The organism is Kribbella sp. NPDC104218, from assembly GCF_055584105.1.
In genome coordinates, this window is the sequence record NZ_JBVJMQ010000004.1 from 33557 (window position 1) to 46593 (window position 13037).

Sequence of the window (13037 nt, forward strand, 5' to 3'; positions counted from 1 at the left end):
GTGACGAGCTTGTGACGGACTACGCGAACCTCTTCCGCCTGGACGGCAAACACGCGCTCGTCATCGGCGCCGGCAGCGGGATCGGCCGAGAAAGCGCTCTCGCGCTCTCTGCCCACGGCGCTCAGGTAACCTGCGCCGACCGCGACCTGACAGCCGCCGAGTCAACCGCGTCGTCCGCACAGGACCTGACGGTCGCCGGCGAGATCGGCGCACCGGACGTCTCGGCGTACCAGCTCGACATCTTGGACGACGACGCGATCATCCGCGCGGCCGGCGAACTCGACCCGGTCGACGTCCTCGTCTTCACCGCCGCGACCAACGTACGCAAACGCATCCTCGACTACACCGGCGAGGAGTTCGACCGCGTTGTTTCGCTCAACCTGCGCGCGTCGTTCCAGCTGATCCGTGCCTTCGGCAAGCAGATGGCCGAGCGCGGCAGCGGCAGCATCATCGGCTTCAGCTCGATCCGCGGTACGACGGTCGAGCCCGGCCAATCGGTCTACGCGGCAACCAAAGCTGGCCTCGTCCAGTTGCTCCGCACCGCAGCGGCCGAGCTCGGCCCTTCCGGTGTCCGTGCCAACGCGATCGCCCCCGGCGTCGTCGAAACGCCGCTCACCGCGCAAATCAAGGCGAACCCCGCCTGGTACGACGCGTACGCCCACAAGGGAGCGCTCTCCCGTTGGGCCCAGCCCAATGAGCTCGCCGGCGCGGTCGTCTACCTCGCATCCGACGCGGCCAGCTTCGTCACCGGCAGCGTGCTCGCGGTCGACGGCGGCTGGACGGCAGTGGACGGCCGCTTCGACCCACCCAACTGAACCCCTGACTCGGCCGCCTGGGTCACCGACCTGATGCTCGACGGCCGTGACGACCTGCCGGATCGATCTTCCGAGGAGCGCGTATGAGCCTGGCCGACCTGACCGCCACCGAGCTGCTCGAGAACTACCGGAAGCGCTCTCTCTCGCCGGTCGAGGTGATCGAGGACGTCCTCGATCGCGTCGAGGAACTGGAGCCCCGGATCTGCGCGACCTACGCCCTCGATCCGGACGGCGCCCGCGCGGCCGCGCGCGAGTCCGAGGCCCGCTGGGTCGCCGGTACGGCAGGTGCGCTTGACGGCGTACCGGCCACCGTCAAGGAGAACATCGCCACCCGCGGCACCCCCGTCCCTCAAGGCACGGCGGCAACCGAGCTCGTCCCGGCGACCGCCGACGCGCCCGCGGCCGCGTTGCTCCGAGCCGCCGGTGCGGTGATCTTCAGCAAGACGACGATGCCGGAGTACGGGATGCTCTCGTCCGGCGTCTCAACGTTCCATCAGCTGACTCGCAACCCGTGGGACCTCACGAAGACGGCCGGTGGTTCGAGCGCGGGAGCGGCCGCGGCCGCCGCAGCCGGGTACGGCCCGATCCACCTCGGCACCGACATCGGCGGCTCGATCCGCCTGCCCGCCGGCTGGTGCGGTCTCGTCGGCCTCAAACCGACTCATGGCCGGATCCCGGTCGGAAATCCCTACCCAGGCAGGGCAATCGGCCCGATGAGCCGATCGGCGGCCGACGCCGCGCTAACTCTCGCGGTCCTCTCCGGCTACGACCCGCGCGACCACACGTCGTACCCGCCGCCGCCCGAGAACATCCCGAGAACGCCAGAGAGCGCTCTCCGCCCCGGTCTCCGCGTCGCCCTGCTCCTGGACGCCGGTCTCGGCCTCCCCGTCGACCCCGAGACCACCGCCGCGGTCTCCGCGCTCGCCGCCGTCCTCGAGAAGGCCGGCGCTGTCGTCGAGCCGATCCCGCCGATCATCAACCGCGACATGCTCGACGGACTCGACCGCTTCTGGCGCATCCGGTCCGCCGCGGATATCGCGGCGCTCCCCGAAGATCGCCGAGCAAAGGTTCTCCCACAGATCCGCGACTGGGTCTCGACCGCCGGCGAACTCTCCGGCTTCGACGTCTTTCACGGCTACAGCCAAATGGGCGCGATGGCCGCCGCCGTGACCGCCGTCTTCACGCGGCACGACGTCATCCTGTCGCCGGTCGCCCCGATCACAGCGTTCCCCGCCGAGCTCGCCTATCCCACCGACGACCCCGCGAAGCCCTTCGAGCACATCGCCTTCACGGTCCCGTACAACATGTCCGCCCACCCCGCGACCACAGTCAACGCAGGCTGGTCCGGCGCCGGTCTACCCATCGGCGCCCAACTCGCCGTACCCCACCACCAGGACATGACCGCCCTAGCCCTCGCCGAGTACGCAGAGAGCGCTCTCGCCGTTCAGCGCCCCTGGCCCACGGGCGGCGGTCAGTAGTTGCCGTAGACCTGGACCTTGGTGCCGATCGGGGTGTCGGCGAAGATCTGGTGGATCTGCGGGCGCATCACGCGAACGCAGCGGTGGCTGGCCGGGTAGGGCTTGATCAGCGAGTTGACGCGAGATCCGTGCAGAGCGATCCCCGGGCGATCTTTGAGGAAGTAGATCGAGTCGTACATGTACGCGTCGTCGTACAGGCTGCTCTCGTGGGCACCGGCCCACTTGCGCCAGACCTTGCCGGTCCGGTTCGGGGTGTCGTAACCGGGGGCGCCGGTCGAGATCCAGACGATCCGCTTGTACTGCTTGTTGACGATTTGGTACAGGATCTGGCACGTCTTGTTGACGTAGATGCCGTCCTCGCGCGCCGGCGTCGGCTTGGCGGTCGCGTTGATCACCGAGTACGCGTCGGGCAGCGACAGGCCCTTGCGGTTGATCGGCAGCCCGTTGTGCTCACGCCAGGCGCACAATGCCTGCCGCGCCCGGACGCTGATCTTGCCGTCGACATCGCCGACCGGATACCCGAGCTTCTCGAGCTTCTGCTCGACCTTCAGCGCGTAGTACTGCGGCTTGTGCGGGTTCTTCGGCTTCGTCGTCGGCTTGACGCTCGGGGGCGTCGTCGGCTTCGCGGTCGGCGTGGCCGAGGGCGGGGTGCTCGTCGGTGCGCCGGTCGTGGGCGCGCTGGTCGGCGTACTCGGGGACGGCGTGCTGCTCGTCGAACCGTCCGCGGACGGTTTGGCCGTAGGTTCGCTGGCGGCCACGTCGGAGCAGCCGGCCAACACGAACGACAGGACGACGGCGCCGGCTGTGAGACCACGTCGACGAGACATGATTCCCCTCTCCCTCGAGCAAGTTCAGGGTCGCAGAACCACGCCGCGTGAGCGCGCAACGACCCGCCGAGACTAGTCCGCAGGGGAGTCCATCGTCGTGCCGCGAACCGAACCCGTCACCGAACCGTTGCCCACGGCCCGGCGCCGCCCTGCTCGCGACCCGTCATACCAGTACCCACCGAAGGGGTTTCTCAGCCCTGGAAGGGCTGAGCGTCAGAGACCGAGATCGCGGATGAACTCCGGCTTGTACGCCTGGATCAGCACGTACCGCGGGTCCGGAACCTCCATGCCGGCGTTCTTCGCCTCGTCGCTGGCCTCGTCGTGGACGCCGACCGGCACGCTCGGGTCGGTCCACTCCTGCTCGGCCGGGTTCCAGCGCGTCACCGTGTACTCGGCGGTGAGGTTGTCGTCGGCGACGAGCTCCTGGACGGTGCGCTCGGCCTCCTGCGCGTCGTCGAGGCTCTGGGTGTAGAGCAGCATCCGGTTCCCGTCCCGGGTGACCGTGACCTGGCTGCCGAGTCGCTTGCGCGCGTCGTCGTCCAGATCCAGCGCCCGCAACCGATCCCAGAACGTCAGCCCGTGCTCCTCGGTACCGAGCACGACCTCAACCCGAAACTCCTCATCCGCCATGACGCACACCCTACCGATCCGCCCGGACCACCTGGCCGGGACCTGGGTGAGAACGGGAGATCGCGCTCTCTCGGTTTCTCGCGCGCGTTCTGATCTCCCCGACAGGAGAATGGCTTTTCTTCGATCGACTACAGTTCTTAGTCATGGAGCTGAGGCACTTGGAACACTTCGTGGCGGTGGCCGAGCAGAAGCACTTCACCCGCGCGGCCGAGGCGATGTCGATCTCCCAGTCCGGCCTGTCCGCCTCGATCCGCGCCCTCGAGCGCGAGCTCCGCGCGTCCCTGTTCGTCCGCAACACCCGCAGTGTCGAGCTCACCGAAGCGGGACGCGCTCTCCTGTGCGAGGGACGGCGTACGCTCGCCGCCGCCGAAGCCGCGAAGGACGCCGTCGCCGCGGTCCAGGGCCTGCTCCGCGGTCACCTCACCGTCGGGCTGGAGCAGTGCCTCGGCGTGGTCGACGTCCCCGCACTACTCGCCAAGTTCCGCTCGGCCTATCCCGGCGTCGAGATCGAGGTACGCCAGGGCGGCTCGACCCCCATGCTCGACGAGCTCGCCTCCGGCCGGCTGGACGTCGCCTTCGTCGCCACCGCCGGCGACCCGGTCGAGGGTCTCGACCTGAGACCGCTCTCCCGCGAGTCCATGGTCCTCGTCTGCGCCCCGGACCACCGCCTCGCCAAGGCCCGCGCGGTCCGCCTCGACGACCTCGCCGGCGAGGCCTTCGTCGACTTCGACCCGACCTGGGGCGCCCGAGCCATCTCCGACCGCGCCTTCAACACCGCCGGCGTCGCCCACCCGGTGACCATCGAGGTGAACGACGTCCACACTCTGCTCGCCCTCGTCGCGCACAACCTGGGCGTAGCTCTCGTCCCCGAGCGCATCGCCGCCAAACGCGGCGATCACATCACCGTCCCACTGACCCCCGGCAGTGCCGCCGACTGGCAAGTCTCCGTAGCCGTCCCCGCCGGCACCGCCGCGTCGCTAGCCGCCGACGCGCTCATCGGCATGCTCCCCACCAGCGCGGTCCACTAGCTACCAGGCGTAGTCCTCGGGTGCCGTCTTGTGCCCCGGGAAGATCTCATCGAGCTTGGCGAGCGCTTTCTCATCGAGCTTCACCTCAACCGCCCGGACGGCGGACTCCAACTGCTCCATCGTCCGCGGCCCGACGATCGGCCCGGTGACACCAGGTTGGTGCAGCAACCAGGCCAGCGCCAGCTCACCCGGCTCATGACCCAGCTCGTCCGCAAACGCCTCGTACTGCTCGATCTGCGGCCGCAACCGCTCCAACGCCTCCTTGGCCCGCCCCTCGGTACGCCGTACGCCCGCGTTCTCCTTCCGAATCACGCCGCCCAACAGCCCACCCTGCAACGGCGACCACGGAATCACCCCGAGCCCGTACTCCCGCGCCGCCGGCAACACCTCACGCTCCACGTCCCGAACAATCAGGTTGTAGATCGACTGCTCACTCACCAACCCGTTGAAGTTCCGCCGCGCCGCAACCTCCTGCGCCTGCGCGATATGCCACCCCGCGAAGTTGCTGCTCCCGGCATACAAAACCTTCCCCTGCTGCACCGCGACCTCGATCGCCTGCCAGATCTCCTCCCACGGCGTCGCCCGATCAACATGGTGGAACTGGTACAGATCCACATAATCCGTCTGCAACCGCTTCAAACTCGCATCCAGCGCCCGCCGGATGTTCAACGCCGACAACCGATTCGTATTGGGCCACTCGCTCCCCATGTCCCCATACACCTTCGTCGCCAGCACAGTCTTCTCCCGCCGCGCCGAACCCCCCGCGAACCACTCCCCGATGATCTCCTCGGTCCGCCCCGGATAGATCGACCGCCCATACCCATTAGCAGTATCGAAAAAATTGATCCCCCGCTCATGCGCCGCATCCATGATCGCGTGCGCATCCCCCACCTCCGTATGAGGACCAAAGTTCATCGTCCCCAAAACAATCCGACCAACCCGAAGCCCCGTCCGCCCAAGCTGAGTAAATTCCATACCCCCAAGGTCTCTCTCCACGTCCAGGCTGTCCAACAAGAGCTTTCGCTCAGTTCTATCAACTGGCCTTCTGAGCGTCGAGGGATGCGCCCCTGATACAACTTAAAGGAGGAGGTGGGCAGCATCCGTTTTGATTGCTGTTGAACTGATCAGTGGCGAATCAGTCTGTGCGTCTGCCCAACTTCGCCCAACGGCGACGTCGAGCTCGTCGGTGTCGATCCTCCTGCCGAGCGCCGCCGCTAGTACGTGCACCGCGAGTCGCGGCGGGATCGCGTTTCCGATCTGCTGTGCGACGTCCTTACCGGACCACGGGTAGTCGTGCGGGAAGGTTTGAAGCATGCCCGCTTCGGCGAAGCTGAAACGCTCGACCTCGCCACTTGGCATTTGCACCCGATTACGCCGGATCTTGCCGGTTACCGTCGCAGATGGCTGGTCGGAAGTGCGTCGCCCCCGGACCTTCGGATCTCCACCGGTTCCATAGTTGGAGATGACGGTGAAGGGCGTCGCTCGATGGGGAAGTGTCTCTCCCATCGTTCTCCAGGGCAGCAGCGAAGGATCTCCCTGATCACGTGGAACGCCTCGACGGTAATGGCGGTGCGTCGGGGTCGGCAGCTCGACCTCGGCATCGAGGCGAGCGATCAGAATCGCACGGCGACGGGTCTGCGGTACTCCGAACTGTTCCGTCCGGAGCACGCCGCACTCACAGCTGTAGCCGATCCGCCTCAGGACCCGTCGAACCGTCTGCCAGACGGGCAACACAGCCGGCACCTGCTCGAGAATGACAGCCTTGTAGGGGTCGTCTTCTTCGTAGGCCTCAAGAACCCACCGAAGCGGCTCGAGGACAAGTTGGGTCCGCACATCCAGATCCGTGAATACATCCGTCGGGTTCCCGCCTGCCGCCATACTCTCGGCAGCCGTGACCACCTCGGTGAGAGCGCGTCTGCCGACACCACTGCCGGCAACCGTGTAGGTCTGGCACGGTGGCCCTCCGGCGAGGATTCGTGCAGCCGGAGGATCCGGGAACGTCTCCTCGTCGGGAAACTTCGCTGGATTGAACTGACGGACGTCACCTGTTTGAGTGCCCAGCCCAGCCTTCTTTCGCGTCGCGCAAGCGTTCTCGTCCCACTCGACGCCATCGGCGGCAACGCCTAGCCACTTCGCTGCTACATCCAGTCCACCGGGTCCTGCGAACAGATCCACCATGTGCACATTAAGAGGTAGACCGTGCTCATCCCGGGTCATGGCAGGAGATTATATGGGCCCTCCGACAGTCTCTCGACGACGAATCGCCGGCGCGGACCGGACTGTACCGGCGATTCGAAGGACACGACCCGGGCGACGTGAGAGGTTGGGCACAGCAATGAACAAGGAACGAGCATGCGACGACGCCGGCGCATGTGCAGACGTGCCACCGCGCTCGCGGAGCACCCCTGCGGCGTCGGCACAGACCTCCGCGCGGATGTCTCGACAGGCGCGTCGCGACACCAAGCCCGAACTGGAGCTGCGGCGCAGGCTGCATCGGCTCGGATATCGCTATCGCGTCAACAGTCCTCTCCCTGGGATGCCGCGCAGACGTGCGGACATCACCTTCGCCTCGCGGCGGCTGGTCGTCTTCGTCGATGGCTGCTTCTGGCACGGCTGTCCCGAACACGCCACCAGCCCCCGGAACAACGCAAGTTGGTGGGCCGAGAAGTTGCGGAAGAACGTCGAGCGGGACCAGGACACCGATGCTCGGTTGCGCGAGTCGGGATGGACGGTCGTCCGAATCTGGGAGCACGAAGAGCCGGAGATCGCAGTACGACGCATTGTCAGGGTCTTGACCGGCACCGGAGAACCAGGTGACTGTAAGTAACGTTCGGGCGGGCTGAGCGATATAGCCGCCATGGGCCTCCGAGCGAATGGGCTACCAGGGGTCTCGGCGTACAGTCCGTCAGCTATCGACGCAGGAGTAAGAGATGTCAGATCCAGGGCTGTATACGGTCTTCGCCGATTTTGCGAGGTCGCACGGAGTGGCGGCGGCTTTCGATCGCTTCAAGCAGTCGCTTCCAGGGCTCGCGGAAGACTTCCAGGAACAGTTCCTGACCGATCTTCAGCGTGTGGAGGCGGGCGGCCCGCCGGTCATCGCGGCCGGCCGTAACGACTGGTACAGCGGCCCCACGGAAGTGGACCAGCACTGGCCGGCAGTGCGGCGGGAGTTCGAGCGACTGGAGTGGCCGGAGGATCGGATCCGATCGGTCGACGACGCGTCGAGCACCGTCGTGGCACACACGCCCAGACCCGAGCTCGTCACCTGGGACTCCAAGGGGCTGGTCGTCGGCTACGTCCAAAGTGGAAAGACCACGAACTTCACGGGTGTCATCGCGAAGCTCGCGGACGTCAAGTACAAGATGGTCATCGTCCTGTCAGGCATTCACAACGGCCTGCGCAGGCAGACTCAGGCTCGGCTCGACGAGCTGCTGAAGAATCTGACGGACGACCAATGGGTGACGATGACGGACGAGTCCAAGGATTTCGTCGTGCCGACGCATCATGCGTCGGCTTTGCTCAGCTCCGGCAAGCCGATCCTGATCGTTGCCAAGAAGAACGCGGCGGTGCTGAAGCGGATCGTTCGCTGGCTGGATACGCCGAACAGCCGGGAAGCGTTGAAAGCTGCACCGGTCCTCGTGATCGACGACGAAGCCGATCAGGCTTCTGTCGCAACTGCGCAGATCAACCCGTTGATCAGACGGATCCTCAAGCTGATGCCGAAGTGCACCTACATCGGCTACACCGCCACGCCGTTCGCCAACGTTTTCATCGATCCCACCCAGGACGACCTGTATCCGAAGTCGTTCATCCTGAACCTGCCTCGGCCGGAGGGATACTTCGGACCGGAGATGATCTTCGGTCGTGACGAGGTCGAAGGTGAGACCGACGATGCGGCACCGGACGGCTATGACATGGTCCGCATCGTTTCGGATGATGAGACTCCGAAGCTCAGGCCGATGGGCCGCGCCTCAGCCGCAGACTTCGAACCCGAGATGACGCCCAGCGTGATCGACGCGGTCCGGTGGTTCTGGCTGGCGACGGCTGCGCGCCGTGCTCGCGCCGACAGCGGACACAGCACGATGCTCATTCACACCTCGGTGAAGATCGACGTGCACGAGTCATTCAGGGACCCGCTCCTCGGACTCCGCGCCCAAGCGCGGCGTGAACTCGACCGGGGTGACGACGCCGACATCGCCGAGTGGCGGAAGCGGTGGGAGAACGAGTCGGGAGCGGTCTCTTCGGTGAGCTTCGGTCGTGAGCCGTTGACGTTCGACGAGGTCCTGCCTCACTTACCTGGTGTTGTGGCTGCCACGAGGGTCGTGCTCGACAACTACCGCAGCCAGGACCGTCTCGACTACAGCGAGGACTCGGTTGTGGCGATCGCCGTGGGCGGGAACACACTGTCGCGCGGTCTTACTCTCGAGGGTCTTGTCGTCAGTCTCTTCGTGCGCGGCGCAACCGCCTACGACACGTTGTTGCAGATGGGGCGCTGGTTCGGTTACCGAACGGGCTACGAGGAACTGCCACGTATCTGGATGACCAGTAGTCTCTCCGCGGCATTCCGGCATCTCGCGACTGTCGAGCATGAGATGCGCGACGACATCGATCGTTACCAGCGGCAGAACTTGACCCCGACGCAGGTCGCGGTTCGGATCAGAACGCATCCGTCCCTTCGCATCACCGCGAAGATGGGAGCGGCTCAGCCGGCGGAGGTTTCCTACGCCGGGAGCCGCCTGCAGACCCGGTATTTCTACACCTCGGACGAGGACTGGTTGGAGCGCAACATCGAGGCGACCCGCGCGCTCGTCCAAGAGTCCGTGAGACACGGAACTCGCGACAGCAAGGGGAAGGCAGTGATCTTGCGGGACGTTCCCGCGGGGGTCGTGAAGCGCTTCCTCTCGGCGTACCAGGTGCATCCCGACTCTCCGGACATGGACGCGACGCTGCTGAACAAGTATGTGGACAAACAACTGGAGTCTGACCCGCCGAGCCTGTCCTTCTGGTCCGTGTGCGTCGTGCCCGGCACCGGGCGGTCCTCGGTGGATCTCGGTAGCGGGATCGAGGTCGCCTCGGTGGTCCGGGCACGGCTCGATGACCAGGTGGACGGTCGTGCGGACATCAAAACCTTGATGAGCAAGCAGGACCGAATTCTTGACCTCCCGACCTCCGTCGGCAGAACCGAACGTCCGAGCGAGACCTCGCTCAAGGATATGCGCGACAGCGATCCCAAAGTCAGTGACCGTGGACTCCTGGTGATCTATCCGATCGACGCCGAGAGCCCTCCGGCGGAACGTCCGAAGACCCACCCGGAACCCGACAGCTCCCGCCTCCCACTCAATGCGGTGAATACGGTCATCGGCGTCGGACTGGTCTTCCCGGGAAGTCCTGCCGAGAAGAACAGCGTGACGGCGACGCACCTCGCCGTGGACCTCACAGACGTGGAACAAGACGATCTCGAGGCCATCGACACCGATACGGAGAACGTGGGTCAGTGACGACACGTGAGTCCCTTCGGCGAGGTTGGGCAGTTCTTTCCAGCCCGACCGACGGAGACGAGTACATGTCCTACCGGATCGCTCGGACGCCGTGCCGCCTGGCCGTCGACCGTACCGGCGCCCGCCATCTACTCGTGCCGGTCGAACAGACAGGAGCGGTTCAGGGGCAGCGTGGATCTGCCCTGACGGTCGAGCAGCACCAGCTGGTGTTCGGTGGCGTGAAACAGTTGTTCGTGGACGTTGGCTGCCTGAGGTCCGATCTTTACTACGAGTTCGACGGCGTTGTTCAGGACATCCTCGACGCCACGCACGACGCCGGGGATGTCCGGGCGGCGACACTGCAGGTGGTGGAGCGCTGGAGGCGTTTGTTCCGGGCAGCTGCGGTCCACGGGCTTTCTGCCGAGGGGCGGCGTGGTCTGTTCGCCGAACTGGCGTGTTTCCACGAGGTACTGACGGCTGATGCCGGGCTCGGGATGGCAACCTGGCGCGGTCCGCTGAACGAACCGCACGACTTCGAGTTCCCCACGGCCTGCGTGGAGGTCAAGGCCGTTGGAAGCACGTCGGAGGCCGTGCGGATCCACGGTCTCGACCAGTTGGCTCGACACGACGCCAGACCGCTGTTCCTCGTAGTTCAGACGGTCACCGAAGGGCCTGACGGAAAGACTGTTCCGGAGATGATCGATGACCTTGCCGGTGTCGCCCGAAGCTCCGAAGGCCTTGTCGGACGGCTGACCGCAGCCGGATGGAGCGACGACCACCCCGGGCGCGACACGCGCTACCTGCTCGGCACTACCGCGGTGGTGCGAGTCTCGGAGCAGACCCCCAGAATCGTTCGGAGTTCCTTCGCAGAAGGCGATGCACCCGAAGGCGTTGGACGAGTTGAGTATTCCGTCGAACGATCCGCACTCGTCCCACTCACGGTGATGTCTTCGCTGAGCGCTCTCGCCGAGGAGGTCGTCGGATGACCTCCCGTTGGTGGTCCCAGCCATTCGCCCCGGAGGGATCTGCCGCTGCCGAAGGCATCGTGAAGCAGTTGGGGCGCCCCCTCCTCGATCCGCTGACGGTTCTGGTCCGCGAAGCTGCGCAGAACAGCTGGGACGCCCGCACCGGGGACGGCCCGGTAGACTTCCGCGTGAGCCTCCGGACGCTCGGCCCGTCGGCACCGGTCTGGCGCGATCTCCTGTTGCCGGGCCCCAAGGCCGCTGCGGAGCTGCCGCTCGACCGATCACTGGCCTCGGATTCCGTTCTCCTGATCGTTTCCGATCGTGGAACGCGCGGTCTCGGTGGCCCGTTGCGCGCGGGAACACGGCCGGCCGGTGACGAGAAGGCGGACTTCGTCCAGTTCCTACGGAACGTGGGTGAGCCGAACGACAACGAGTTCGGCGGGGGAACCTACGGGTTCGGCAAGGGGATCTTCTACCGCCTGTCCAGGGCATCGGCGATTCTTGTCGACACAGCGACGGATCGGGCCGAGCGCAGACTGATGGGATCGGCCCTCGGTAACAGTTGGTACGACGGCCCCCAGCGATACACCGGCAGGCATTGGTGGGGCGACGTCGCCGCCGATGGAATTCCAGATCCGTACGTCGGAGCCGACGCGGCAGATCTGGCTGCCCAACTGCGCCTACCGGGTTTCGACGACCGAAGCACCGGGACCGACGTGGTACTGATCGCCGCAGACGTCGGCACCTCGGACGACGACTCTCGTCCGAGGACGGTACGGGAGGCCGGCCTGTTCATCGCGTCGTCGATGCTGTGGCACTTGTGGCCGAAAGCGGTCCCCACCGATTCGGTCCCGCAGATGCGGTTCTCCGTCGACATCGACGGCGAGATTCTTCAAGTACCCGATCCGCGAGTGGTGTCGGAGCTCGGACCGTTCGTGGACGGTTTGGTGAAGGTCAGGAGCGGTGACAGCCGCGTCTACCAACGGACGGTTGTTCCGAGGAAGGCCGGCAGCTTGGCGGTCGGCCTCGCGGCCGCGGCGTCCAGGACGGACGAGATCGTTGAGCTGGCGAAACCGTACGAGGGTCCCTCGCATCACATTGCACGGATGAGGGTGGCGGAGCTGGTCGTGGACTATCTGCCGACGAGCGTGCATCCGGACGGCTTGCTGAGGTACGGCGGTGTCTTCAAATCCACCGAGGACTCCGACGTGTACTTCGCGGCGTCCGAGCCTCCGACGCACGACAGCTGGGTGGAGAAGGGGCTGAGCGGAACTGCCAAGGGAGTCGTCCAGGGCGCCCGGAACTTCATCACGAAGTCTGTCGATGCCGAGTTGGGGCTCGACGACGGAGCCGAAGGCGGACAGGGAAAGGGGCTCGGTGCGCTCTCCACACGTCTGGCATCGCTGCTGCCTCCGGTTGCGGGGATCGGTCCCGGTCCGAAACCACCCCGGCCGGGTGGCGGATCAGGGGGCCCTGGAAGAGCCACTGTTCGGATCGTCGAGGGACCTCGGCTGCTACGGCACGAGGGAAAGGTGCACCTGGTGGCCAAGGTGAGCGTCCCGCCATCGGCGACGCCGAGGACGATCCGAGCGGACGTCGCTGTCGTGGTCGAGGGCGGGGGGCGTGAATCCGACCCGCCGGTCGGCGCCGCCAGTCCGAAGGTGACCGGGTGGAGAACCCAGGACGATCGTGGTGTTGACGGCCCTACGGTCCAGGTGGGCCCGGGCGATCCAGCTGACTGGTGGGTTTTCGCGACTCATGTGCCGGACGCGATGGTTCGGCTCCGGGTCGTGGAGGAGGCAGCAGATGTCGAGTGA

General features: G+C 66.1%; 11 protein-coding genes. 7 read left to right on the top strand and 4 right to left on the bottom strand.

Annotation, left to right across the window (positions count from 1 at the left end; translation table 11 throughout):
- Positions 1 to 11: 11 nt before the first annotated feature.
- Together ACZ6ZD_RS31230 and ACZ6ZD_RS31235 are read left to right on the top strand one after the other, a co-directional pair.
- Positions 12 to 815 (top strand): SDR family NAD(P)-dependent oxidoreductase, encoded by an 804-nt coding sequence (locus tag ACZ6ZD_RS31230; protein WP_465677519.1) that lies wholly within the window; start codon positions 12 to 14, stop codon positions 813 to 815.
- Between the two features lie 83 nt (positions 816 to 898).
- The gene (locus tag ACZ6ZD_RS31235; protein WP_465677520.1) at positions 899 to 2293 is read left to right on the top strand and encodes an amidase; all 1395 of its coding nucleotides are present in this window, start codon (positions 899 to 901) and stop codon (positions 2291 to 2293) included.
- On the opposite strand, the gene ACZ6ZD_RS31240 is transcribed toward ACZ6ZD_RS31235, so the two are convergent.
- On the bottom strand, positions 2287 to 3120 hold the full coding sequence (locus ACZ6ZD_RS31240; protein WP_465677521.1) for a L,D-transpeptidase family protein: 834 nt from the start codon (positions 3118 to 3120) through the stop codon (positions 2287 to 2289). The two genes, ACZ6ZD_RS31235 and ACZ6ZD_RS31240, sit on opposite strands and share 7 nt — an antisense overlap.
- Before the next feature lie 213 nt (positions 3121 to 3333).
- Positions 3334 to 3750 (bottom strand): hypothetical protein, encoded by a 417-nt coding sequence (locus tag ACZ6ZD_RS31245; protein ID WP_465677522.1) that lies wholly within the window; start codon positions 3748 to 3750, stop codon positions 3334 to 3336.
- A gap of 143 nt (positions 3751 to 3893) precedes the next feature.
- Between ACZ6ZD_RS31245 and ACZ6ZD_RS31250 the strand changes: the two genes are divergently transcribed.
- Positions 3894 to 4778: a LysR family transcriptional regulator gene (locus tag ACZ6ZD_RS31250; protein WP_465677523.1), complete on the top strand. Its 885-nt coding sequence runs from the start codon at positions 3894 to 3896 to the stop codon at positions 4776 to 4778.
- Here the strand turns inward: ACZ6ZD_RS31250 and ACZ6ZD_RS31255 are convergent, their stop codons facing one another.
- On the bottom strand, positions 4779 to 5753 hold the full coding sequence (locus ACZ6ZD_RS31255) for an aldo/keto reductase (protein WP_465677524.1): 975 nt from the start codon (positions 5751 to 5753) through the stop codon (positions 4779 to 4781).
- A gap of 102 nt (positions 5754 to 5855) precedes the next feature.
- Positions 5856 to 6995: a DNA cytosine methyltransferase gene (locus ACZ6ZD_RS31260; protein WP_465677525.1), complete on the bottom strand. Its 1140-nt coding sequence runs from the start codon at positions 6993 to 6995 to the stop codon at positions 5856 to 5858.
- Positions 6996 to 7113: 118 nt separating this feature from the next.
- Here ACZ6ZD_RS31260 and ACZ6ZD_RS31265 point away from each other — a divergent pair, with 118 nt between their 5' ends.
- The 4 genes from ACZ6ZD_RS31265 to ACZ6ZD_RS31280 all read left to right on the top strand — a co-directional run bounded on the left by ACZ6ZD_RS31265 (position 7114) and on the right by ACZ6ZD_RS31280 (position 13037).
- A complete protein-coding gene (locus ACZ6ZD_RS31265) occupies positions 7114 to 7605 on the top strand; it encodes a very short patch repair endonuclease (RefSeq protein WP_465677526.1) in 492 nt (163 codons plus the stop codon).
- Between the two features lie 103 nt (positions 7606 to 7708).
- Complete coding sequence (locus ACZ6ZD_RS31270; RefSeq protein ID WP_465677527.1) at positions 7709 to 10276, top strand: Z1 domain-containing protein; 2568 nt, start codon at positions 7709 to 7711, stop codon at positions 10274 to 10276.
- Positions 10273 to 11241: a PD-(D/E)XK motif protein gene (locus ACZ6ZD_RS31275; RefSeq protein ID WP_465677528.1), complete on the top strand. Its 969-nt coding sequence runs from the start codon at positions 10273 to 10275 to the stop codon at positions 11239 to 11241. The genes ACZ6ZD_RS31270 and ACZ6ZD_RS31275 overlap by 4 nt, the downstream gene beginning before the upstream one ends.
- A 389-nt stretch (positions 11242 to 11630) precedes the next feature.
- The gene (locus ACZ6ZD_RS31280; RefSeq protein WP_465677529.1) at positions 11631 to 13037 is read left to right on the top strand and encodes a hypothetical protein; all 1407 of its coding nucleotides are present in this window, start codon (positions 11631 to 11633) and stop codon (positions 13035 to 13037) included.

Coding starts and splice junctions, on each gene's coding strand:
- ACZ6ZD_RS31235 (WP_465677520.1), top strand. CDS start 899: ATGAGCCTGGCCGACCTGACCGCCACCGAGCTGCTCGAGAACTACCGG.
- ACZ6ZD_RS31240 (WP_465677521.1), bottom strand. CDS start 3,120: ATGTCTCGTCGACGTGGTCTCACAGCCGGCGCCGTCGTCCTGTCGTTC.
- ACZ6ZD_RS31245 (WP_465677522.1), bottom strand. CDS start 3,750: ATGGCGGATGAGGAGTTTCGGGTTGAGGTCGTGCTCGGTACCGAGGAG.
- ACZ6ZD_RS31250 (WP_465677523.1), top strand. CDS start 3,894: ATGGAGCTGAGGCACTTGGAACACTTCGTGGCGGTGGCCGAGCAGAAG.
- ACZ6ZD_RS31255 (WP_465677524.1), bottom strand. CDS start 5,753: ATGGAATTTACTCAGCTTGGGCGGACGGGGCTTCGGGTTGGTCGGATT.
- ACZ6ZD_RS31260 (WP_465677525.1), bottom strand. CDS start 6,995: ATGACCCGGGATGAGCACGGTCTACCTCTTAATGTGCACATGGTGGAT.
- ACZ6ZD_RS31265 (WP_465677526.1), top strand. CDS start 7,114: ATGAACAAGGAACGAGCATGCGACGACGCCGGCGCATGTGCAGACGTG.
- ACZ6ZD_RS31270 (WP_465677527.1), top strand. CDS start 7,709: ATGTCAGATCCAGGGCTGTATACGGTCTTCGCCGATTTTGCGAGGTCG.